At 61.4% G+C, this 20,907-nt stretch carries 22 protein-coding genes; 16 read left to right on the top strand and 6 right to left on the bottom strand.

Annotated features, from left to right (window positions below; all coding sequences use genetic code 11):
- The first annotated feature begins 101 nt into the window (after window positions 1–101).
- On the top strand, window positions 102–1,106 hold the full coding sequence (locus tag V8G57_RS25010; protein WP_342831687.1) for a 2-hydroxyacid dehydrogenase: 1,005 nt from the start codon (window positions 102–104) through the stop codon (window positions 1,104–1,106).
- Between the two features lie 18 nt (window positions 1,107–1,124).
- On the opposite strand, the gene V8G57_RS25015 is transcribed toward V8G57_RS25010, so the two are convergent.
- From V8G57_RS25015 to V8G57_RS25025, 3 genes are read right to left on the bottom strand one after another with little or no spacing between them, the layout of a single operon-like run.
- Window positions 1,125–1,379, bottom strand: coding sequence for an acyl-CoA-binding protein (locus V8G57_RS25015; RefSeq protein WP_092398241.1), 255 nt, complete (start codon window positions 1,377–1,379; stop codon window positions 1,125–1,127).
- Window positions 1,380–1,414: 35 nt separating this feature from the next.
- Window positions 1,415–1,636 (bottom strand): hypothetical protein, encoded by a 222-nt coding sequence (locus V8G57_RS25020; protein ID WP_342831689.1) that lies wholly within the window; start codon window positions 1,634–1,636, stop codon window positions 1,415–1,417.
- A 16-nt stretch (window positions 1,637–1,652) separates the two neighbouring features.
- The gene (locus V8G57_RS25025; RefSeq protein WP_342831690.1) at window positions 1,653–2,009 is read right to left on the bottom strand and encodes an FKBP-type peptidyl-prolyl cis-trans isomerase; all 357 of its coding nucleotides are present in this window, start codon (window positions 2,007–2,009) and stop codon (window positions 1,653–1,655) included.
- 224 nt (window positions 2,010–2,233) lie between these two features.
- On the opposite strand from V8G57_RS25025, the gene V8G57_RS25030 reads away from it, so the two are divergent.
- The 6 genes from V8G57_RS25030 to V8G57_RS25055 all read left to right on the top strand — a co-directional run bounded on the left by V8G57_RS25030 (window position 2,234) and on the right by V8G57_RS25055 (window position 9,529).
- Entirely contained in the window at window positions 2,234–3,238 is a 1,005-nt protein-coding gene (locus tag V8G57_RS25030; protein WP_342831691.1) for a YVTN family beta-propeller repeat protein, read from the top strand.
- On the top strand, window positions 3,238–4,092 hold the full coding sequence (locus V8G57_RS25035) for a polysaccharide deacetylase family protein (protein WP_425458328.1): 855 nt from the start codon (window positions 3,238–3,240) through the stop codon (window positions 4,090–4,092). Before V8G57_RS25030 ends, V8G57_RS25035 begins: the two co-directional genes overlap by 1 nt.
- Window positions 4,089–5,075, top strand: a complete 987-nt coding sequence (locus V8G57_RS25040) for a sterol desaturase family protein (RefSeq protein ID WP_092398249.1) — start codon at window positions 4,089–4,091, stop codon at window positions 5,073–5,075. The genes V8G57_RS25035 and V8G57_RS25040 overlap by 4 nt, the downstream gene beginning before the upstream one ends.
- The gene (locus tag V8G57_RS25045; RefSeq protein ID WP_342831720.1) at window positions 5,075–5,947 is read left to right on the top strand and encodes an EI24 domain-containing protein; all 873 of its coding nucleotides are present in this window, start codon (window positions 5,075–5,077) and stop codon (window positions 5,945–5,947) included. The genes V8G57_RS25040 and V8G57_RS25045 overlap by 1 nt, the downstream gene beginning before the upstream one ends.
- A 112-nt stretch (window positions 5,948–6,059) precedes the next feature.
- Window positions 6,060–6,860: a molybdopterin-binding protein gene (locus V8G57_RS25050; protein ID WP_144741122.1), complete on the top strand. Its 801-nt coding sequence runs from the start codon at window positions 6,060–6,062 to the stop codon at window positions 6,858–6,860.
- A gap of 101 nt (window positions 6,861–6,961) precedes the next feature.
- Entirely contained in the window at window positions 6,962–9,529 is a 2,568-nt protein-coding gene (locus V8G57_RS25055) for a DUF349 domain-containing protein (protein WP_342831696.1), read from the top strand.
- 109 nt (window positions 9,530–9,638) lie between these two features.
- On the opposite strand, the gene phaP is transcribed toward V8G57_RS25055, so the two are convergent.
- Window positions 9,639–10,202, bottom strand: a complete 564-nt coding sequence (phaP, locus tag V8G57_RS25060; RefSeq protein ID WP_092398255.1) for a TIGR01841 family phasin — start codon at window positions 10,200–10,202, stop codon at window positions 9,639–9,641.
- A gap of 312 nt (window positions 10,203–10,514) precedes the next feature.
- On the opposite strand from phaP, the gene V8G57_RS25065 reads away from it, so the two are divergent.
- Both V8G57_RS25065 and V8G57_RS25070 read left to right on the top strand, forming a co-directional pair.
- The gene (locus tag V8G57_RS25065) at window positions 10,515–11,450 is read left to right on the top strand and encodes a histone deacetylase family protein (RefSeq protein ID WP_342831699.1); all 936 of its coding nucleotides are present in this window, start codon (window positions 10,515–10,517) and stop codon (window positions 11,448–11,450) included.
- Between the two features lie 3 nt (window positions 11,451–11,453).
- On the top strand, window positions 11,454–12,353 hold the full coding sequence (locus tag V8G57_RS25070) for a DMT family transporter (RefSeq protein ID WP_342831700.1): 900 nt from the start codon (window positions 11,454–11,456) through the stop codon (window positions 12,351–12,353).
- 6 nt (window positions 12,354–12,359) lie between these two features.
- Here V8G57_RS25070 and V8G57_RS25075 read toward each other — a convergent pair whose 3' ends face one another.
- A complete protein-coding gene (locus tag V8G57_RS25075) occupies window positions 12,360–13,142 on the bottom strand; it encodes a helix-turn-helix transcriptional regulator (protein ID WP_342831702.1) in 783 nt (260 codons plus the stop codon).
- A 113-nt stretch (window positions 13,143–13,255) separates the two neighbouring features.
- Between V8G57_RS25075 and V8G57_RS25080 the strand changes: the two genes are divergently transcribed.
- Together V8G57_RS25080 and pbpG are read left to right on the top strand one after the other, a co-directional pair.
- Window positions 13,256–14,023, top strand: coding sequence for a class I SAM-dependent methyltransferase (locus V8G57_RS25080; protein WP_342831703.1), 768 nt, complete (start codon window positions 13,256–13,258; stop codon window positions 14,021–14,023).
- A 167-nt stretch (window positions 14,024–14,190) separates the two neighbouring features.
- Entirely contained in the window at window positions 14,191–15,342 is a 1,152-nt protein-coding gene (gene pbpG, locus V8G57_RS25085) for a D-alanyl-D-alanine endopeptidase (protein WP_092398265.1), read from the top strand.
- Between the two features lie 106 nt (window positions 15,343–15,448).
- On the opposite strand, the gene V8G57_RS25090 is transcribed toward pbpG, so the two are convergent.
- A complete protein-coding gene (locus tag V8G57_RS25090) occupies window positions 15,449–16,234 on the bottom strand; it encodes an IclR family transcriptional regulator (protein ID WP_092398267.1) in 786 nt (261 codons plus the stop codon).
- 228 nt (window positions 16,235–16,462) lie between these two features.
- Between V8G57_RS25090 and V8G57_RS25095 the strand changes: the two genes are divergently transcribed.
- The 5 genes from V8G57_RS25095 (at window position 16,463) to ssuE (ending at window position 20,831) form a co-directional block, all read left to right on the top strand.
- Window positions 16,463–16,894, top strand: coding sequence for a diacylglycerol kinase (locus tag V8G57_RS25095; protein ID WP_092398269.1), 432 nt, complete (start codon window positions 16,463–16,465; stop codon window positions 16,892–16,894).
- Between the two features lie 89 nt (window positions 16,895–16,983).
- Window positions 16,984–17,778, top strand: a complete 795-nt coding sequence (locus V8G57_RS25100) for a DeoR/GlpR family DNA-binding transcription regulator (RefSeq protein WP_342831704.1) — start codon at window positions 16,984–16,986, stop codon at window positions 17,776–17,778.
- Window positions 17,775–18,929: an MFS transporter gene (locus tag V8G57_RS25105; RefSeq protein ID WP_342831705.1), complete on the top strand. Its 1,155-nt coding sequence runs from the start codon at window positions 17,775–17,777 to the stop codon at window positions 18,927–18,929. Before V8G57_RS25100 ends, V8G57_RS25105 begins: the two co-directional genes overlap by 4 nt.
- Window positions 18,930–19,162: 233 nt before the next feature.
- Window positions 19,163–20,179, top strand: coding sequence for a sulfate ABC transporter substrate-binding protein (locus V8G57_RS25110; protein ID WP_342831706.1), 1,017 nt, complete (start codon window positions 19,163–19,165; stop codon window positions 20,177–20,179).
- Window positions 20,180–20,240: 61 nt separating this feature from the next.
- The gene (ssuE, locus tag V8G57_RS25115) at window positions 20,241–20,831 is read left to right on the top strand and encodes an NADPH-dependent FMN reductase (protein WP_092398323.1); all 591 of its coding nucleotides are present in this window, start codon (window positions 20,241–20,243) and stop codon (window positions 20,829–20,831) included.
- Window positions 20,832–20,907 lie beyond the last annotated feature (76 nt).

Below are 20,907 nucleotides of genomic sequence, written 5' to 3' on the forward strand. Positions count from 1 at the left end.
TCTTCGGCTACATGGGTTGGGCCTGCGTGGTATTGTTGCCCTTGTTCGTGATAATGACGTTTATTTTTTTCCGTTGATTTTTCCCCGTTAGTGGCAGAACCATGAAACCAAAGATATTGATGGCGCGCGCCGTGTTTCCCGAAGTGATCGCCGGCCTGCAGCAACACTTCGAAGTTGAAAGCAACCAGGAAGACCGCATCTTCAGCGCGGCCGAGCTGGCGCAAAAACTGAGCGACAAGGATGGCGTGATCGCCACCGCCAGCGAACGCATCTCGGCCGAATTGCTGCAAGCCTGCCCACGCCTGAAGGCGGTGTGCAACCAGGCGGTCGGCTATAACAATATCGATGTCGCGGCGGCCATCAAGGCTGGCGTGATGGTGGCCAACACGCCGGACGTGCTGAACGAAACCACCGCCGATTTCGGCTGGGCCTTGCTGATGGCGACTGCGCGCCGGGTGACGGAATCCGAGCACTGGCTGCGTGCGGGACACTGGAAGCAGTGGCGCTACGACAGTTTCCTGGGGGCGGACGTACATGGCGCCACGCTCGGCATTATCGGCATGGGACGCATTGGACAGGCGATTGCGCGGCGCTCGCTGGGCTTCGACATGCAAGTGCTGTATCACAACCGTTCACGCCTGGCGCCGGCGCTGGAAGTACGCGCCAACAACGCGCGCTATGCCGGCAAGGAAGAATTGCTGGCGGCGGCCGACCATGTGATCCTGGTACTGCCGTATTCAAAGGAGTCGCACCATACCATCGGCGCGGCCGAACTGGCCTTGATGAAACCGGGCGCGACCCTGGTCAACCTGGCGCGCGGCGGCATCGTCGACGACCTGGCCCTGATCGCGGCATTGCGCGACAAGAAAATCGCCGCTGCCGGACTCGATGTATTCGAGAACGAACCGGCGCTGCATCCTGGTTTCCTGGAATTGTCGAATGTGGTGCTGACGCCGCATATCGCCAGCGCCTCCGAGCCTACGCGGCGCGCGATGGCCGACTGTGCCGCGGCTAACCTGCTGGCGGCCTTGCTGCCGACGGCGGAGCGCAAGTGGCCGCCGAACCTGCTTAACCCGGAAGTGCTGGGCCGGGTCACGCTGAGTTAGGCCGGCCCGGATCCGGTTTTAGTCTTTCAAGTCTTCGACCAGGTCGATGTATTGTTGTTTTGCATCGTCCTGGCCAGTGCCTTTCAGCTCATTCCATGCATCCCATTTGGCGCGGCCGACAAAATCGGTCATGCCAGGGCGTTCGCCGGTGACATCGCCGCTGCTGCCTTGTTTAAACAGGGCATACATCTTCAGCATGGTCATGTTGTCAGGACGTTCGCTCAATGTTTTTGAGTCGGCCTGGGCTTGTTCGAATTGGGCTTGGAGGGTCATGGGGATCTCGTATCAAGGAAGAGGGAAAAATCGGCTCAGTCGGGGGTGACCGCGCCGACTACTGCGGAACCTGCTTTGACAGTGCCTTCAACTACGGTAGAAGCAACGCCGACCGCAGCGCTGCCGACACTGACGCCGGCGCCGACCACGCTGGTGGTCACGCTGACCACCGTGCAGGCGTCAAGCAGCGGCACGGCGAGCAGCAGCACCGTTGCCAGCCGCAGCGGATTCAGGCCAGGCAGGCTGAAATGGATCATCAAGGCGCCGTAGGACTTATACGCCCAGCAGTTCAACTTCAAAAATCAGGGTGGCGTTCGGTGGAATCACGCCGCCGGCGCCGCGTGCGCCATAACCCAGCGCTGCCGGAATGATCAGTGTGCGTGTGCCGCCGATTTTCATGCCTTGCACGCCTTCGTCCCAGCCTTTGATGACATGGCCGGCGCCCAGCGGGAATTCGAACGGATCGCCGCGGTCCTTGCTGGAGTCGAATTTCTTGCCGGCGCTGCCGTCGGGATTTTGCAGCCAGCCGGTGTAATGCACGGTCACGTGGTTGCCGGCTTTTGCTTCAGCGCCATCGCCAACGGTGACATCTTCATATTGCAGGCCGGAAACGGTAGTGGTGGTCGACATGGGTGTCCTTTTAAAGTAGTTAATAGTGCCAGGCTGCGTGCCAAAGCCAGCCGCCGGGCAGGGTAATGCAGTGTAAACGAAAATCCGGCCGCCAGCCCGGGCCGCGCGGCAATCTAGTGCGTTGCTTCGGCTGGCGGGCAAAAGCCATTTAAATCCGTGGCCGCGATTCATGCGCGGTAAAATAGTTGTTTTCGCTTCTCTGGGTTTCCCCCATGTTCGTTGTCATGCCAGTTTTTGTTCGCCGTTCTGTCCGTTGTTCCGTACTGGCCGCCTGCGGCCTGCTGACTGCATTTTCCACTTTCGCCGCCGCGCCGGCGGCGGCCATCGGCAACGCCGTGGTCGTGCTCAATTCGCGCGACGCCACCATCACCCTGCTGGACCAGGCGACTTACAAGGAAATCAATACGTTCCCGGTCGGCAAAGAGCCGCACCACCTGATGCCTACGCCGGACAACAAGTCGCTGATCGTGGCTGCCGCCACCGGCAATTCCCTGCTGTTCCTGGACCCGAAAAGCGGGCAGCTGCAGAGCCAGGTCAAAGATATTGTCGATCCTTACCAGATCGGTTTTTCACCCAACCAGAAATGGTTCATCGCCAACGGCCTGCGCCTCGACCGCATCGATATCTACGGTTACGACGGCAAGGACCTGAAGCTGGCCAAGCGCTTGCCGCTGCCCTCCATGCCTAGCCACATGGCGTTTACCGCCGACAGTGCGCTGGCGTTCATCACCCTGCAGGGCAGCGACGAGCTGGCAGCGGTCGACCTGGCGACGCAGAAGGTGAAATGGACCATGCCGATCGGCAAGCAGCCGGCCGGGGTCTACATGACGCCGGACAACAAATACCTGCTGGTAGGCGTGATGGGCAGCGACTACGTGGCCGTGGTTGACTGGCGCACCCAGAAGATCGTCAAGAAGATCAAGACCGGCGACGGTGCCCACAATTTCCGTCCGCAAGGCGACAACCGCCATGTATTCGTCTCGAACCGGGTGGCCGGCAGCATCAACGTGCTCGACTTGAATACGCTGGAAAGCACCGGCAGCATCGCTGTCCCGGGCGGTCCGGACTGCATGGAGATCACCGCCGACGGCAAGACCATGTGGGTCACCCAGCGCTGGCTGAAGAGGGTGTCGGTAATCGACCTGGACACGCGAAAAGTGATCAAGACGATTCCTGTGGGGCGTTCGCCGCACGGCATCTATTTCAATAACCGTGCTTCTGAATTGTGATGCGCATGTTCCCCGCAACCAGGCGTAGCTGGCTGACGGCAGCACTGGCGCTGGCGGCCCTGGCGCCGGCCACGCTGGCGCTGGCGCAGCCGCAGCCGGCCAAGGCATGCAGCGGCACGATCTACCTGAGTTTCGACACCGGCAGCCAGTCGCAAGCCGAATACATTGCACAGACCCTGAGACGGCACCGCATCAAGGCCACGTTTTTCATGGCCAACGAGAAAACCGTGAACGGCGATTACACCCTGGACCCGAGCTGGGCGCCGTTCTGGAAATCGCTGGTGGCTGACGGCCACGCTTTCGGCAGCCATACATTCGACCATGTGTACGCCAAGCGAGACCTGGCGGACGGCAAGATCGAAGTGAAACCGCAGTTCGGCGCCAACGCCGGCAAGCTGCAAGCCTGGACCCCGCAGCAATATTGCGATGAGCTGAACCGCGTCGACCAGCGTTTCCAGACGCTGACCGGCAAGCACATCGACCATTTCTGGCGCACGCCCGGCGGCCATCTGACGCCGCATACGCTGGCGGCTGGCGAGGCCTGCGGCTACAAGCATGTGGCCTGGGCCGCGGCCGGTTTTTCCGGCGACGAACTGCCTAGCGACAAATGGCCGAACCAGCTGCTGCTGGAGCGCACGCTGAAAAATCTCAAGGACGGTGATATCGTCATGGCGCACCTGGGAATCTGGTCGCGTAAAGATCCTTGGGCGCCGGCGGTGCTGGAGCCCTTGATCAGCGGCCTGGAGAAAAAAGGATTTTGTTTTGCGACGTTGCGCGACCATCCGGCCTACCAAGGCAGCCTGAAAGGCCCGGTCGCGGAAATCAAAGCGGGAAAGGCGCATAAGGCCTCATGATAAATACATTGGTGGACTGGTTCGCCAGCGTCCAGGCATGGCTGTTCCAGTCGGTGGTGCAGCCGCTCATGTTCCATGCCGGTTTCAGCGAATACCTGGAAGATGCTTTCGACGGCACCGAATGGTTCCTGATCGGCGTCTGCGAACTGGTCCTCCTGTTCCTTATCCTGCGGCCGCTGGAAGCATGGATTCCGGTGCACAGCTTCAGCGACCGGCGCGCGCGCTGGATCGATTTCCTGTACACCGTGCTGTACCGCCTCGGCGCCTTTTCGGTATTCGTGTTTTTCCTGGTCGATCCCCTGGTGGCGAAAGTCACCGAGCTGCTGCACCTGCAAGGGGTCAACCCGTTCAACCTGGAAGACCTGCTGCCGGGCATGACCGACCGGCCGCTGGCCGCCTTCCTGATGTACCTGGTGGTGCTGGACCTGTGCGAATACTGGTACCACCGCGCACAGCACAGTTTCGGCTGGCTGTGGGGCTTGCACAGCCTGCATCACAGCCAGCAGAACATGAACCTGTGGAGCGACGACCGCAACCACTTGCTCGACGGCCTGATCCATGACGTCGTGATGGCGCTGGTGGCGCTGGCGATCGGCGTCGAGCCGGCGCAATACGTGCTGCTGGTGTCGATCACACGCATGCTGCAAAGCCTGCAGCACGCCAATGTGCGGATCCACTTCGGCCGCCTGGGCGACGCCATCGTCGTTTCGCCGCGCTTCCACCGCTGGCACCACGCGGTCGGCGTCGGCCACGAGAGCAAGGGCAAGGGAACACTGGGCGGCCATAATTTCGGCGTGCTGTTTGCGTTCTGGGATGTGCTTTTCCGCAGCGCGCATTTCGGCAAGACTTTTGAACATACCGGCGTGCGCGACCAGCTGCCGAGCGCCGGCAGGACGGTCCGCGACTACGGCAGCGGCTTCTGGGCGCAGCAATGGCTGGGCCTGAAGCGCATGGTCGAATTTTCCAGAAGGCGGTCCAGCTGATGCGCCCGGTACTGGTAGCCTTCGGCCGGGCTCTGTTGTCGCAGCTGCATTACCGCATGCTGATGCTGACTTTCCTGCCGTTCGTATTGTCGATCGTGATCTGGGGGCTGGCCTTGTGGTGGGGTTTGCAGCCGATGATCGACTGGCTGCAAAAGAATTATTTTGCCGGCAACGACGGCTGGGGCATTGCCAATTATGTGCCGGCCTGGCTCGGCCTGGGCGCGCTCAAGACCGTCATCGTGCCGTGGCTGGCGCTGTGGGCTTTGCTGCCGCTGATGATCCTGACCGCCTTGCTGTTCGTCGGCGCGTTTGCCTTGCCGGCGACCGCGCGCCACATCGGCCGCCGCCATTTCCCCGACCTCGAACTGCGCCACGGCGGCTCGCTGCTCGGCAGCGCCTGGACTTCCTTTACCGCCTTCCTGCTGTTCTGCGTGCTGTGGCTGGTGACGTTGCCGCTGTGGCTGATCCCGCCGTTCGCCTTCCTGGTGCCGCTGGTGTTGTGGGGCTGGCTGACGTACCGGGTGTTTGCCTACGAAGCGCTGGCGGCGCATGCCGACAAGGACGAAATGCGGGCGCTGCTGCGGATCCATCGCTGGCCGCTGCTGCTGATCGGGGTGATCGCCGGCGCCCTGGGCGCGGCGCCGACCGTCTTGTGGCTGGGTGGCGCCTTGTGGCTGGTGGTGTTCCCCCTGCTGGCAGCCGCTTCCATCTGGCTGTATGTGCTGGTGTTCGTGTTCACCGGCCTCTGGTTTGAATATTATTGCCTGGCGGCGCTGGCCAAATATCGGGCGGCGGGCCAGGCTGCTATCATTATGGCTGAACGCGGCGAGGGCCAGGTGATTCACCAGCTGTCCGATACGCCGCAGCTGTAGGGTTCATGTGCCGGTAAAGATTCGGAGTTAAGATCGGTGTGGAATGCCTTGACGTCATTAATTATATTTCTGCCAAATACCTCTATCCATCCTCAGCTGAACGGCGATCCCCATGGCAATCGGACTTATCATCATCGGCGACGAAATCCTGTCAGGCAGGCGAGTCGATAAACACTTTCCAAAAATACTGGAAATGCTCACTGCGCGGGGTTTGCGCCTGGACTGGGCGGAATACATAGGCGACGATCCGGCCCGTATCACGGCCACCCTGAAACGTACTTTCGACAGCGAAGACATCGTGTTCTGCACCGGCGGCATCGGCGCCACGCCGGACGACCACACCCGCCAGTGCGCCGCCGCGGCGCTGGGCGTGCCGCTGGTGCTGCATCCCGAGGCACGCGAGAAAATCCGCGAACGGATCGCCGACACCGCGCGCGACGCCGGCCTGGCGCTGGATTACGATACGCCGGACAACCTGCACCGGCTGAAGATGGGCGAGTTTCCGCAAGGCGCCGCCATCATCCCCAATCCGTTCAACAAGATCCCCGGCTTTTCGGTGCCGCACCAAGGGGAGGGCGCCCATTATTTCGCGCCGGGTTTCCCGGTGATGGCCTGGCCCATGTTCGAGTGGGTGCTGGACACCTATTACGCAGACCGCTTCCACCAGGATCCGCAGCTGGAACAGTCGGTGCTGGTGTTCGAGGCGATGGAATCGACGCTGACGCCATTGATGGAAGCCATCGAGGCGGAGTTTCCGCTGGTGAAGGTGTTCAGCCTGCCGCACGTAGGCGATGCCGGCACCCGGCGCCACATCGATCTCGGCGTAAAGGGCGAACCGGTGCAAAGCGCGGCAGCGTTCAAGAAAATGCTGGCAGGCCTGGACCAGCTAAAGGCAGATTACCGGCCGGCATGACGCCGGCCCCATCGGATTCCTACCCCACTCATTTTCCCACTTAACCAAAGCGTTTGCCGCCGGCGATCGGCGGCAATCCGCTGCTATCTGATTGACATCATATGTTCGGATTCCTTTTCAAGCGCGCAGACCGTACCGACCGCAAAGCGCCGCAAGCCGCCGTTGCTCCACAGGCCGCATTGCGCGCCGAGGCCAGGCAGGTATCGGACCAGGCCCGGCAGCAAGCGTTGCAGCAAGCGCAGGCTTTGACTGATGAAACAGCCGCGGTGGCGTTCATTCTGCAATCCGCGTTTGCCGATGCCCGTTTGTGCGCGGCGCAGCTGGTGCAATCCCCCGCGGCCCTGGAGCAGGTTTTGCAGGCATGCCGCAACACTGACCGGCGCGTCGCCAAGCTGATGCAAGGACGGCTCGACAGCGGACGCCAGCAACAGCAGGTTGCCGAAAAGGCAGCCGCATCGGTGGCGCAGGCGCAGCGCTTGCTGCAGGAGCAGCAGCTGATGCCGAACCAGGTGGCCGAGCTGGACCGGGGCTGGGACGCCAAGGATGCGCCGGCTGGATTGCAGCAGCAATTTTCGCAAGTGCGCGCGGCGCTTGCCGAGCGCCTGGCAGCCCAGGCCGATTTGCAACGCAGTGCGATCGGTGTCCTGGCCAGTGCGCGCGCATTGCACCTGCAGCTCAAGACAGCCATGGCCGCCGAGCCGCAGGACCAGCAGGAACTCGACACGCTGGAAGCGCAGATGGCGGCTTGCGCCAGCCATGCCGAGGCGCCGGCCGTGCCGCGCCACCTGGCGGCCGAGTTTGCTCAGGAAGCCCAAGCGTTGCGCAAGCTGCTGTCGGATTTGCAGCAGCATCAATCCGCCTTGCAGGCGCGCAGCGATTTGCTGGCAAGCTGGGAAAGCACCGCCGAAACGCTGGATGCGGAGACACTGAAGGCGGGCTGGTCAGCCTTGTCCAGATTGCCGGCGGCATTGTTTGACGATAGCCTGGAACAACGGTACCAGGCACTGCTGAAGCAATATACGGTGGCAACGCCAAGCAAACCGGAAAGGACCCGCCCGCCGGCAGCAACGGCAGAGGCAAGCGAGCGCCCGCAAATTGACGCAACCCTGGACGGCCTTGAGAAAGCGCTGGAAGACGGCGCGCTGCAAGCGGCGATGGATTTCGACAAAACGCTGCGGGCCGTCGATTTCAAGCAGCACAAGCCGAGCGCGGCGCAAAGCAGCCGCCTGGCGCAAGCGCGCGCCGAGCTGGCGCGGCTGCAAGGCTGGGCGCGCTGGGGCGGCAATGTTTCGCGCGAAGAATTGACCAAGGCCGCGCAAGAGTTGCAACAGCAAGCGCTGGCGCCGGCCGAACTGGCAAAAAAAATCGGCAGCCTGCGGGCGCGCTGGAAATCCCTGGATGTCAGCTCAGGTCCGGCGCCCAAGACCCTGTGGGAAGGTTTTGACAGCGCGTGCACCAGCGCCTATGCGCCGGTGGCGGCGCATTTCCAGCAGCAAGCCGAACAGCGCCAAGCCAACCAAGGCAGCGCGCGCGCCCTGATCGACGAAGTGCAGCAGTATGCGCAGGCGGTCTTGCCGGCAGAACAGCCAGCCGGGGCGGCAGCGGACTGGAAAGCCATCGCCCAGTTTTGCCAGCAGAAACAGCAAGCCTGGAAAAACCTGGGGCCGATCAACCGTAGCGAAAAAAAGACGCTCGACAGCAGTTTTGCCGCAGCCATCCAGACCTTGCTGGCGCCGCTGGCGCAACAGCAGGCCGGCGAAATCGCCAAGCGCGAACAGCTGATTGCCGAAGCGGCGCAATTGCCTGCCAATCAGCGCGATACCGCCGAGCGTGTGAAGGAATTGCAACAGCGCTGGCAAGAGCACGCCAAGGCGCTGCCTTTGCCGCGCCAGGACGAGCAGGAACTGTGGCAGCGTTTTCGCAGCGCTTGCGACGCCATCTTTGCCCAGCGCAAGGAAGCGGCGTCCAGCGCCGATGCCGAGCGGCGCGATAACCTGCGTTTGCGCGAAGAACAATGTGCGGCGCTGGAAGCCGCAGTGAACCAGCCGGCGGCAGAATTGCCGAAAATCCTGCAGCAGGCCCAGCAGGAATGGTCGCGCGGCGGACAGGTGCCGCGTGCGCTCCAGGCCCAGGTTGAAGCACGTTTCCAGGCCGCGCTCGGCGCCCTGCAGGCGCGGCTCGAGCAGGGCCGGCGCCAGGCCGCTTTGGCGCAAGCCGATGCCCTGCGCGACAAGCTGGTCTTGTGCCAGCAGCTTGAAACGGCGATAGCGGCTGCCGAGAATCCGCTCGAAGCCGACTGGCGCAACCGCTGGCAAGCCCTGCCGCGGCTGGCGCCTGCCTTTGAAAAGGTTGTCGCGGCGCGTTTCGAGCGTGGCTTGCAAAACGCCGATGGCTACGCTGCCACGCTGGAAAGCCAGCGCCCGGCATTGCAGCAAGAGTTGCTGCTGGCGGAAATCCTGGCTGGCGTCGATAGCCCGCCGGCGTTGTCGCGCGAGCGTTTGCAGCTGCAGGTGGAAGTATTGCAAGCGTCGCTGAAGGCGGGCGGTTCGGCGAAAAACATCGAACAACAGCTGTTGCATATTTGCAACCTGCCAGCCTTGATGGATGAAGCGGCGCTGCAGCGGCTGTTGAAACTGGTGGCCCAGGCCAAGCCCGCAGCGGATAAATAAAAGGCGCCGGGCAAAAAAATACCCCGGCTGGCCGGGGTAAATACCGATACCGCTATCGCGGGTACCGAGGAGATTCAGGCTGGCGCGCCAGGCACGCCAGTTTTGCAAATTACTTCTTGGCGCGGGACGCAGTCTTGGTAGCAGCTTGCGACAATTGGTCGACAGCGCTGTTGACGTTGGTTTCCAGCGCTTCAACAGCTTGCTTGGTGCTCTTGGCGAACTGTTCGTAACCGGCGTTGGCGCTGCCGATGGCCGATTTGACGAAAGCAACTGCGCCTTCTGCGCCAGGAGGCACGTTCTTCGATGCCTGGTCAACGAATTCGATGACTTTACGCTTGGTTTCTGCAACTTGCGCTTCAGCCGACTTGGCCAGTTCAGCTTGCGTGCTGGAAGCGATGCTGGCGAAATGACGGCCGTAAGCAATTGCTTTTTCAGTGTTCGGCTGGGCCAGCGCTGCGCTCAGCGAGAAAAATTCCTGTGGATCTTTAGCCGAAAACAGTTTCTGGGTAGTAGCGTTCGAATCTTCCAGCGAAGCCTTGGCGGCGTTCAGGTTGAGGTCGATCAGCTTTTCCACGCCGGCAAACGCCTTGGTCGTGAAATCGGTGAACAGGGCCAAATTGGATTCAAAATTGGCTTTGGCGGCGGCTGAAAATTGTTCTGCAACGGTAGACATGGCTTCTCCTAAGATTCGGTGCTATAAAAACGAAAAGGGCGATAGGGCAATTCAAGGGTGGCTAAGATCTAGCCGTTGATTGCGCCTGCCAGTAGTCTCGATGAGCATTGTGCGACGCAACAATTTCATTTTAAATTATTCTGAACCTGTGTCAAGAGATTTTTTGTGCGCTGCAATATATTGTTTATATCGATTTGAAAAAAGCTTATGAAATCAATTTATTAGCGCATTATTTGTTGTTGTTTCGAGCACTTTGCGGCGGCAGCCGGCCAATGGTAGACTGACCGTTTTACCGGATCCGCGCCGTCTATCTTGAAAGCCTTCTACAGCGACCATTTCGTGCTGCCCCTGCCAGCCGGACATCGTTTCCCCATGCAGAAATACCGGCTTATCCATGAAGCCGCGCTGGCGGCCGTCGGCGATATCGATTTCCATGAGGCGCCGACCACCGGCGACGGCGTGCTGGCCCTGGCGCACCACCCACGCTATATAAATGCGGTCAGCGCCGGCACTTTGCCGGAAAGTGTGCAAAAAGCCATCGGTTTTCCATGGACGCCGCAGATGGTGGAGCGCTCGCGGCGCTCCGCCGGCGCCACCATCGCCGCTTGCCGCGCCGCGCTGACCGATGCCGGGCGGATCGCGGTCAACCTGGCGGGCGGCACCCATCACGCGTTCGCCGACCAGGGCGCCGGTTTCTGCGTCTTCAACGATGCGGCGATCGCGGCGCGGCTGATGCAGGCGGAGCGCCGGGTGCAGCGGGTCGCCATCGTCGACCTCGATGTCCACCAGGGCAACGGCACGGCGTCGATCCTGGCCAAGGACGATTCGATTTTCACCCTGTCGCTGCACGGCGCCCGCAATTATCCGTTCGATAAGGAAAACAGCGACCTCGACGTGGCGCTGGCGGACGGCACCGGCGACCAGGCTTACCTGAGCGCGCTGCAGGAGGCGCTGGCGACCATGCTGGGACGCTTCTCGCCCCAGCTGATCATTTTCCTGGCCGGCGCCGATCCGCATGAAGGCGACCGGCTGGGGCGCCTGAAGCTGAGTTTCGACGGCCTCGCCCGGCGCGACGCCATGCTGCTGGAGACTGCCGGCCGCCATGCGATACCGGTAGCGATCGCGATGGCGGGCGGGTATGGCAAGAATATACAAGACACGGTAGCGATCCACCTGCAAACTATCTCGCTCGCAGCACAGTTCGCGCGCCGGCAGGGCGCCGTCCAGCCGCCTACCTCACCCGGATAATCCATGCATTCAGCCAGCCTTTCCACCGCGCCGCCAGCCCATCGCCTGCTGGCGGCCATGCCCATGCTGTTCGTGCTGCTCTGGAGCACAGGGTTCGTGGTGGCCAAGTTCGGCTTGCCGTATGCGCCGCCGCTGACCTTCCTGCTGCTGCGCTTCGCCGGTGTGCTGCTGGTCCTGCTGCCTTTGGTGCTGCTGATGCGCACCCCTTGGCCGGCAGGCCAGGTCCGGCATATCGCGATAGCCGGGATCTTGCTGCAGGGCGGTTACCTGGCCGGCGTCTGGTGCGCCATCAAGCTGGGCATGCCGGCCGGCGTGTCGGCGCTGATCGTCGGCATGCAGCCGATCCTGACTGCGTTCGCCGCGCCCTTGATCGGCGAATCGGTGCGGCCGCGCCAATGGCTGGGATTGTTGCTCGGCATTTGCGGAGTAGGGCTGGTGGTCGCCGCCAAGGTCAGCCTGATCGGCCTGTCCTGGCAAAGCATCTCGCTGTGCCTGCTGGCTTTGGTTTCGATCACGCTCGGCACCTTGTACCAGAAACGCAAGTGCCCGCATTTCGATTTGCGCACCGGCACCATCATCCAGTTCGCCGCCTCGATCGCGGTGCTGCTGCCGTTCGCGGTTTTCTACGAACACCTGGGGCCAAGCCTGGATACGGTGCAATGGACGCCGCGCTTCGTCGGCGCTTTGCTGTGGTCGATCCTGGCCTTGTCGATCGGCGCGATCTTCCTGCTGTTCGCGCTGATACGCAAAAGCGCGGCAACCCGCGTCACCAGCCTGCTTTACCTGACGCCGCCGACCACCGCGCTGATGGCCTGGCTGATGTTTGGCGAAGTATTCAACCTGCTGGGCATCGCCGGCATGGCGGTGGCGATACTGGGCGTGGTCTTTGTCATGAAAAAATAAGCGGGTTCAAAACGGCAGCAGCATCACCAGCTTGAGTTCCGGCCGGTTGGCCACCCGCAGGTTGACTTGCCGGTACGACAGCTGGCCCAGGGCCGGATGGCTGAAGCGGCGTTCGCCGCCTTCCTTTTCCACTACGTCATGCAGGTTCCAGGCGCGTTTGAACGCGCTGCTGGCGGCGCTCAGGCGCGCCACCAGCTGGACAATCTCCGGTTCATCCAGGTACATGCCGCAATCGGCCCGGAATTCGGCAGCCAGCCGGCTGGCTCGTTGTTCCCAGTCGCTGATGAGTTGCGCGGCTTCCGGGGCGCAGTAGGTGTATTCGAGCAGGTTCCTGCTGGCGCTTTTTTTATCCAGCCAGCCGACGAACAGCGTCTTGGCGGCGCGGTTCCAGGCGATCGCATTCCAGTGGCGGTCCAGCAGGTAGGCGGGGGTCTTGATGGCGCCGGTGACGGCCAGTATTTCAGCCGGGATTTCCTGGGCCAGCGCGTCCTGCGCCTGCGGATCTTTTTTGCCCGACAGTTCAAACAGGTAAGCACGCTTGGCGCGCGACAGCTGCAAAGCTTCGGCGATCCGCGCCAGCGCCGGCGCCGATACCGACACGGTGCGCCCTTGTTCTATCCAGGTGTACCAGGTGACGCTGATATCGCACAGCTGGGCCACTTCTTCGCGCCGCAAGCCAGGAGTGCGGCGGCGCGTGCTGCCGCCCAGCCTGAGCGCTGCGGTCGGAAGCTGGGTGCGCTGGGTCTTGATGAATTCGCCCAGTGCTTTGCGTTTGCCGGTCTGGTCCATGTTTATCCTGTTATTCGTAGTACTAGTATAAGCACTAGTCTTGTAACAGGATAAAAAATAATTAGACTGGATCCTGCCTGAAACGACATGGCCTATTCCCGAGGAGAAAACCGATGACCGCCGTACGCAACCACGACAAAGTAGTTTCCGAACAATTCGGCAGCACCGCTGCCGCCTACCTGACCAGCACCGTCCACGCCCAAGGCGCGGACTTGCGGCAGCTGGCAACCTACGCCAGCAAATTCCCGCAAGGCAAGGCGCTCGACGTCGGCTGCGGAGCAGGGCATGCCGCGTTCGCGATTGCGCCGCATACCGGGGTAGTGATCGCCTACGACCTGGCTGCCGAAATGCTGGACGTCGTGCAGCAAGCCGCCGCCGAGCGCGGCCTGAAAAATCTTCACGTACAGCAAGGCAGCGCCGACCGCCTGCCGTTTGCCGACGCTTCATTTGAGCTGGTGTGTACGCGCTTTAGCGCGCATCATTGGACCAGGCTGCCGGAAGCGCTGGCTGAAATGGCGCGGGTGTTGAAACCGGGCGGCACATGCATCGTGATCGATACCGCTGCACCGGAGGACGTGTTGAGCGACACCTATTTCCAGTCCATCGAACTGCTGCGCGACACCTCGCACGTGCGCAATCGCAGCGTGGCGGGCTGGCGCCGGTTGCTGGCCGAAGCCGGTTTGCGTCCGGCGGCGGACAACAGCTGGAAGCTGCCCTTGCAGTTCGATACCTGGGTGGCCCGGATGCGTACGCCGCCGGAACGGGTGGCGGCGATCAAGTCGTTGTGGGACAGTGCGCCGTCGGAAGTGGCGGCTTATTTTGAGCTGCAGGCCGACTACTCGTTTTCGATAGACGTCGTGCAACTTGAATGTTACAAATAGTCAGAATGTCTGGATCAGGAGTTACGGTAAAATCTATCTCGCAAATTCTGGTCCAGACATCGAAAGTCGTTTAATTTAGTGCGCTAACCCTCTAATTCTCTTGCGATTTCTTAGATATTTGCCTACACTTCCACAAAGTTATAGATCGCCGCATATTGGAGCCGCAAATGGGCAAATCCGCGTTAATTGTTTTTTTGTCACTCTTCCTCGTGCTCGCGAACGCGCCCGTTGCCCTTGCTTCAGCCGAAACTAAACACAGCACTGCAAAAAAAGCCGCTAAAAAACCAGCGGCTACAGCTGCTTCCGCCGGCAAAAAAGCGGTAGCCAGATCCGGTTCCAGAAAACATGCCGTGATCGCGGCACGTGGCCGGAGCGATACGGCATCGTTCAATAAGAATGAAAAGCTGGTGAAGAAAGTAGTGATGGTCCATGGCCGTCGCAAAGTCACTTACCAGCGCATCGCATTCGCGCCTGCAGTGCCGGCTTTGCCGCCGGTCCTGTCTGCCGGCGAGCAAGCCGGACTGAACCTGACGCGCGATCCGCTCGAACTGAAATCGAGCGTGGCGCTGGTGCTGGACCAGAACAGTTCGGAAGTGCTGCTGGATAAAAATTCCCAGATTGCGTTGCCGATCGCGTCGCTGACCAAGCTGATGACCAGCATGGTGGTGGTGGAATCGAAACAGGACATGAACGAAGTGCTGACCGTGACCGATGACGACATCGATCGCGAAAAGCACAGCGGCTCGCGCTTGCGCATCGGTTCGCAGCTGACACGCGCCGACATGCTGCACATCGCCTTGATGAGTTCCGAGAACCGCGCCGCATCCGCGCTCGGCCGCTCCTATCCTGGCGGCTTGCCGGCTTTCGTGCTCGCCATGAACGCCAAGGCAAAAGCGTTGGGCATGACCGAAACCCACTATGTCGATTCGACCGGCCTGTCGCACCTGAATGTCGCCAGCGCCCGCGACCTGTCGCGCCTGGTCATGGCTGCCTACCAGCATCCGGTGATCCGCCAGTATTCGACCGATTCCAAATATGTAGTGGAGCCGGGCGGCCGGCCGCTGCAATACTCGACATCGAACCACCTGGTCGAAAATCCTGAATGGCAGATCGGTTTGCAAAAGACCGGATACATCAACGAAGCAGGCCGCTGCATGGTCATGCAGACCACGATCGACGGCCGCCAGATCGTGATGGTGTTCCTCGATTCGCGCGGCAAGTATTCGCGCCAGGCAGACGCCGACCGGGTCCGCAAGTGGCTCGCCGATGCGCATCCTGCCGCCCTGACGCGTGTAAAGATCGCCGACGGCCAGACCTAGGGTTTACCCGGGACGTAGACCAGACCGGATTATCATCCGGCATAAAAAAACAGAGTTTATTCATTGCGAATAAACTCTGTTTTTTTTATGTCTTGCCTGGTTGCGGTTACGATTGCTGCGAGGTATATCCGAGCACCGCGGAAATCTGGTTCGCGGTGCTGATCAGGTCCTCCACCCATTCCTCCTGCAGGCGATCGGCCGGAGCCGAGATCGACAGGCCGGCCACCATCTTGCCGGAATCGTCGCGGATGCCGGCCGCCATGCAGCGCACGCCCAGCTCCAGTTCTTCGTTGTCGCGCGCATAACCGAGCGCGCGCACCAGGCTCAGTTCGCGTTCCAGCTTGCTGAGGTCGGTGATGGAATTCTTGTTGTGTCCTGCCAGCCCGGTGCGGGTGGCGTAGGCACGCACCATTTTCGGATCGTCGATGGACAGGAACAGCTTGCCGGTGGACGTCAGGTGCAGCGGCGCCCGGCCGCCGATGGCGCGCACCACCTGCATGCCCGAGCGTTCTGAAAACGCGCGGTCGATATAGACGATTTCATCGCTCTGGCGCACCGACAGGTTGACGGTCTGGTTGGTCTTGCGATGCAGGCCGCGCATGAAATCAAGCGCCGCTTCACGCACGTTGAGACGGCTCTTGACGACATTGCCGAGTTCCAGCAGGCGCATGCCAAGGCGATAGCTGCCCGGCTCGGAGCGGTCGACAAAACGCTTTACCACCAGGTCGTTGAGAATCCGGTGCGCGGTCGACGGATGCAAGCCGGTGACGGCCGATAGTTCTTTCAGGCTTACCGGGTCAGGGTAGAGCGCCAGCGTATCGAGCAGTGAAATCATGCGCTCTATGACCTGGATCGAAATCTTGTCGGCGTCGTCGGCAGTGGCTGTTTTCATTGGAGTAATGGTGCATTGCAATGGAATGTTTATATCATAATGTGAAAAGTTGTGCTTCGTTATTGTCGTCGATTAGAGTGCATTCACGAGCCGGCGCGCTGGCGGCAACCGGCGAAAAAGCATTTAGCGTGCAGCGCAGCAAGGCTGTTAAAATTCGCTAACGCAAACCGGCGTTTCCATCACAGCGAGCCTAGTACCGCACTGGCTTGCCATCAGATCCAGCACAGCATGAGCGAAAACAAGCAATCATCGCAGTCGCAAGACGCGCCACAGCAGCCGATCAGCGAATTCAAGAGCACCAGCGGATTCAAGAGGATTTTTTCAGCGTTCTTCTATTCTGCGGAAGGCTTCAAGTCGGCCTGGAAAAACGAACATGCATTCCGCCAGGAGCTGATGATCGTGGTTCCCGGCATCATCGTCGCCTTGCTGCTGCCGGTGACGGCGCTGCAGAAACTGCTGCTGATCGCGGTGCTGGTCTGGATCATCATCATCGAGCTGATCAATTCGGCGATTGAAGCGGTGGTGGACCGGGTCTCGCTGGAACGTAATCCACTCTCCAAGAACGCCAAGGATTTCGGTAGCGCCGCGGTGCTGCTGACCTGCGTGCTGGCGGTCGCCACCTGGGCGGTGATCTTGTATCCCGTCCTGTCCCAAGGCTAAATCCTGCAAAGAAGGCTTTTTCGGTTTTCTGTTGCCCATGTTTGCACGTTTGTGTATATTTACACTTGTTTGTGCACGATATGGGCGATATGAACACGACCAACCTACTTCTCAAAGAGCGCCACGCATTCATCCGGCAACGCCTGCTGGCTGACGGCCGTGTGCTGGCGCTGGATCTGGCGCAGCAGCTTAACGTCTCGGAAGACACCATCCGGCGCGACCTGCGCGACCTCGCCGCCGCCGGTTTGTGCACCCGCGTGTACGGCGGCGCGCTGCCGCTGCCTCCCGCGGCGGGGCCGCTGGCTGAACGGCGGGCCCAGGCGCCGGAGCGCAAAGCACAGCTGGCGCGGGCGGCAGTGTCGCTGGTGACGGCCGGCAACGTGCTGTTCATCGACGCCGGTTCGACCAACCTGGAGATTGCCGCGGCATTGCCGGAGTTGCCGCTGACGGTCGTCACCAATGCCGCTGCAGTCGCGCTGGCGCTGCAAGAACGGCCGGCGATTGAACTGATCATGATCGGCGGCCGGGTCGACCGCCGCAGCGGCGCCAACCTGGGCGCGGCCGCGCTGCGCGACGCCGAGCGCATGCGGCCCGACATTTTTTTCCTGGGCGGCTGCGGGGTCGATGCCACCGCCGGCGTCACCTGCTTTAACTACGAAGAAGCCGAATTCAAGCGCAGCCTGGCTGCCGTCAGCAAAACAGTGCTGGTGGCCGCCACCAGCGAAAAATTTGGGACTGCCGCGACTTATGCGGTGCTGCCTGCCGCCCACCTTACCCACCTGGTGCTCGAATCCGACACCGACAGCAGCCAGGCCGGCGAGTTTGCCCGGCAAGGCGTGCAACTGCTGTATGCCGACGCTGACTACCTGAAAGCCCAGCCATGAATCATATCGGTCCCAAGCAGCGCCTCGCTACCCGCCTGGCCTTTCTCAGTGCTGGCCTGGCCATGGCGGCCTGGGCGCCGCTGGTGCCGTATGTCAAAGCGCGGCTCGGGCTGGAAGAAGCCGAGCTTGGTTTGCTGCTGCTGTGCCTGGGTGTCGGCTCCTTGCTGGCCATGCCGCTGACCGGCGTGCTGGCGGCGCGTCTCGGCTGCCGGCGCGTGGTCCTGGCGGCCGGCGGCCTGGCTTGCCTGGCGCTGCCTTGCCTGCCGCTGGCGGCCAGCGCGCCGCAGCTGGCGCTTACCTTGTTCATCTTCGGCGCAGCCATAGGCACCCTCGATGTGGCCATGAACATACACGCCGTCATGGTGGAAAAAGCCAGCGGCGGCGCCCTCATGTCCGGTTTCCACGGGTTGTTCAGCGTGGGCGGATTCCTCGGCGCCGGCGGCATGGCGCTGCTGCTGTGGAGCGGCTTGAGCCCGGCCTGGGCCAGCCTGGCGGCGGCGCTGGTGGTGGCGCTGGCGCTGGCGGCGGCCGGTCCGCACCTGTTGCGCGAGCCGGAACCGGGCGAGCGCGGGAGCTTGTTCGTGCTGCCGCATGGCGCGGTGATCTTTATCGGCGTGCTGTGTTTTATCGTATTCCTGGTGGAGGGCGCGATCCTCGACTGGAGCGCGCTGTTCCTGACCGCCAGCCGCGGCCTGGACCCCCGCCAGGGCGGACTCGGTTATGCCGCTTTTGCCATCGCCATGACCAGCGGCCGCCTCAGCGGCGACCGCATCGTCAAGCGTTTTGGCGGCAAGCGCGTATTGCTGCTGGGCGGCCTGTGCGCTGCCGCCGGTTTTTTCGTGGCGGTGTTTGCGCCGGCTGCCAGCATGGCCTTGCTCGGTTTTATCTTGATCGGGCTGGGCGCATCCAATATCGTGCCTATCCTGTTTACCGCGGCCGGCAGCCAGCCGGCGATGCCGGCCAGCCTGGCGATTGCCGCCATCACTACCATCGGTTACGCCGGCATCCTGGCCGGCCCCGCGCTGATCGGCTTTGTGGCGCACGCCAGCAGCCTGAGCATTGCCTTCGGCGGACTGGGCTGCGCATTGCTGCTGGTAGCCTCCAGCGCGTATCTCGGCGTAGCTGGCGGGACTGCGCGCAAGTCCCGCTGAGAGCGGCGGCCAAGGCGGCTGCCGTCGCGCCGCGCGGCAACGCGATTCCTTACAGCTTGCAAGGCTATATGCTAATTCAGCGGGAATAAACGTCCCCCTTATTCGCCTGGCCAGTCCATACATATCTGTTTTCTGCATAAGGAGAGAAGAAAGAATTCGTTTTGTTTTCCAGGCCGCCTCATTAATCTGTATTCCTCAAAACAAAAAACATCTACAAACAAGGGAAGCAGAACATGTTCAAGAAAATAGTCAGGTCGGTCATCGCCATCGCCTTGGTAGCCCAGGGGGCGCAGATTGTTCATGCGGCTGATTTTTCGCTGCTCAATGTTTCTTACGATCCGACACGCGAGCTGTACCAGGAGTACAACAAGGCTTTTGCCAAGTACTGGAAAGACAAGACCGGCGACAACCTCACCCTGAAGGCGTCGCATGGCGGTTCCGGCAAGCAGGGGCGCTCGGTGATCGACGGCCTGGAAGCCGATGTGGTGACCCTGGCGCTGGCCTACGATATCGACGAGATTTCAGAAAAAGCCAAGCTGCTGCCGGCCGACTGGCAAAAACGCTTGCCGCATAACAGCACGCCGTATACATCGACCATCGTGCTGCTGGTGCGCAAAGGCAATCCGAAGGGCATCAAGGACTGGGACGACCTGGTCAAGCCTGGCGTGTCGGTCGTGGTGGCCAACCCGAAAACTTCCGGCGGCGCGCGCTGGGCCTACCTGGCTGCTTACGGCTATGCGCTGAAGAAGAACAATAACGACGACGCCAAGGCGCGCGATTTCATTTCGCGCCTGTACAAGAACGTGCCGGTGCTGGATTCCGGCGCGCGCGGTTCGACGGTCACCTTTGCTGAACGCGGCGTAGGCGATGTGCTGCTGTCGTGGGAAAACGAAGCTTACCTGGTGGAAGCGGAATTCGGTAAAGGCAAGTTCGATACGGTGTTCCCGTCCCTGAGCATCCTGGCCGAACCGCCGGTGGCGGTGGTGGACAAAGTGGTCGACAAGCGCGGCACGCGCAAGATTGCGCAAGCCTACCTGGAGTACCTGTACTCGCCGGAAGGCCAGGAAATCGCCGCCCACAATTATTACCGTCCTATCGACCCTAAGGTCGCCGCCAAGTACGCCGGCAAGTTTCCGAAGCTGAGCCTGTTCACCATCGACGACACTTTCGGCGGCTGGAAAAATGCGCAGACGGTCCACTTCAGCGACGGCGGCGTGTTCGACAAGATTTATCAGCCTGGCGTGAAGTAAGCCGGCTGACCGGAATGAATCAACTGCCCTGCCTGGCGGGGCGGTTCCAAGATTGCAGAAAATGACTATTTTGTTATTGGCCGGCAGCCCGTCGGCGCCTTCGCGTTCTACCCGTTTATTGCATTACACAGGTGAAAAACTGGCGTTGCTGGGACACCGCTACAGCAAGCTCGACGTGCGCGACCTGCCGGGCGATGCGCTGCTGCGGGCCGATTTCAGCCACGCGGCGATCCAGGCTGCGCTGGAGCAGGTTGCACAAGCCACGGCGGTGGTAGTGGCGACGCCGGTCTACAAGGCTTCGTACAGCGGCGTGCTGAAAGCGTTCCTCGACCTGTTGCCGCAGTTCGGCCTGACCGGCAAACTGGTGTTGCCGCTGGCCACCGGCGGCAGCCAGTCGCACATGCTGGCGCTGGATTACGCCTTGCGCCCGGTATTGTCGTCGCTGGCGGCGCGCCATGTACTGCCCAGCATCTATGCGACCGAAGCGCAGGTGCAATGGTCGGAGCAAGAAGGATTGAGCCTGGACCAGGCCATCTTCCAGCGCATCAGCGAAGGCGTGCAGCAGTTGTCAGACAGCTTGCTGGCATTGCGTAAAACCGGCGCCAACCATTTCGATCCGATTCCGTTTTCGCAGGTGCGATGTAGCGTGTAGCAGAAAATCCGGCCGAATCAGCTAACTAAACAACACACCCCGCCCAGCGTTCTGCAAAAAATCCACCTTGACTGGC

The sequence above is a fragment of the Collimonas rhizosphaerae genome (genome assembly GCF_038896935.1).
Lineage (GTDB): Bacteria > Pseudomonadota > Gammaproteobacteria > Burkholderiales > Burkholderiaceae_D > Collimonas > Collimonas rhizosphaerae.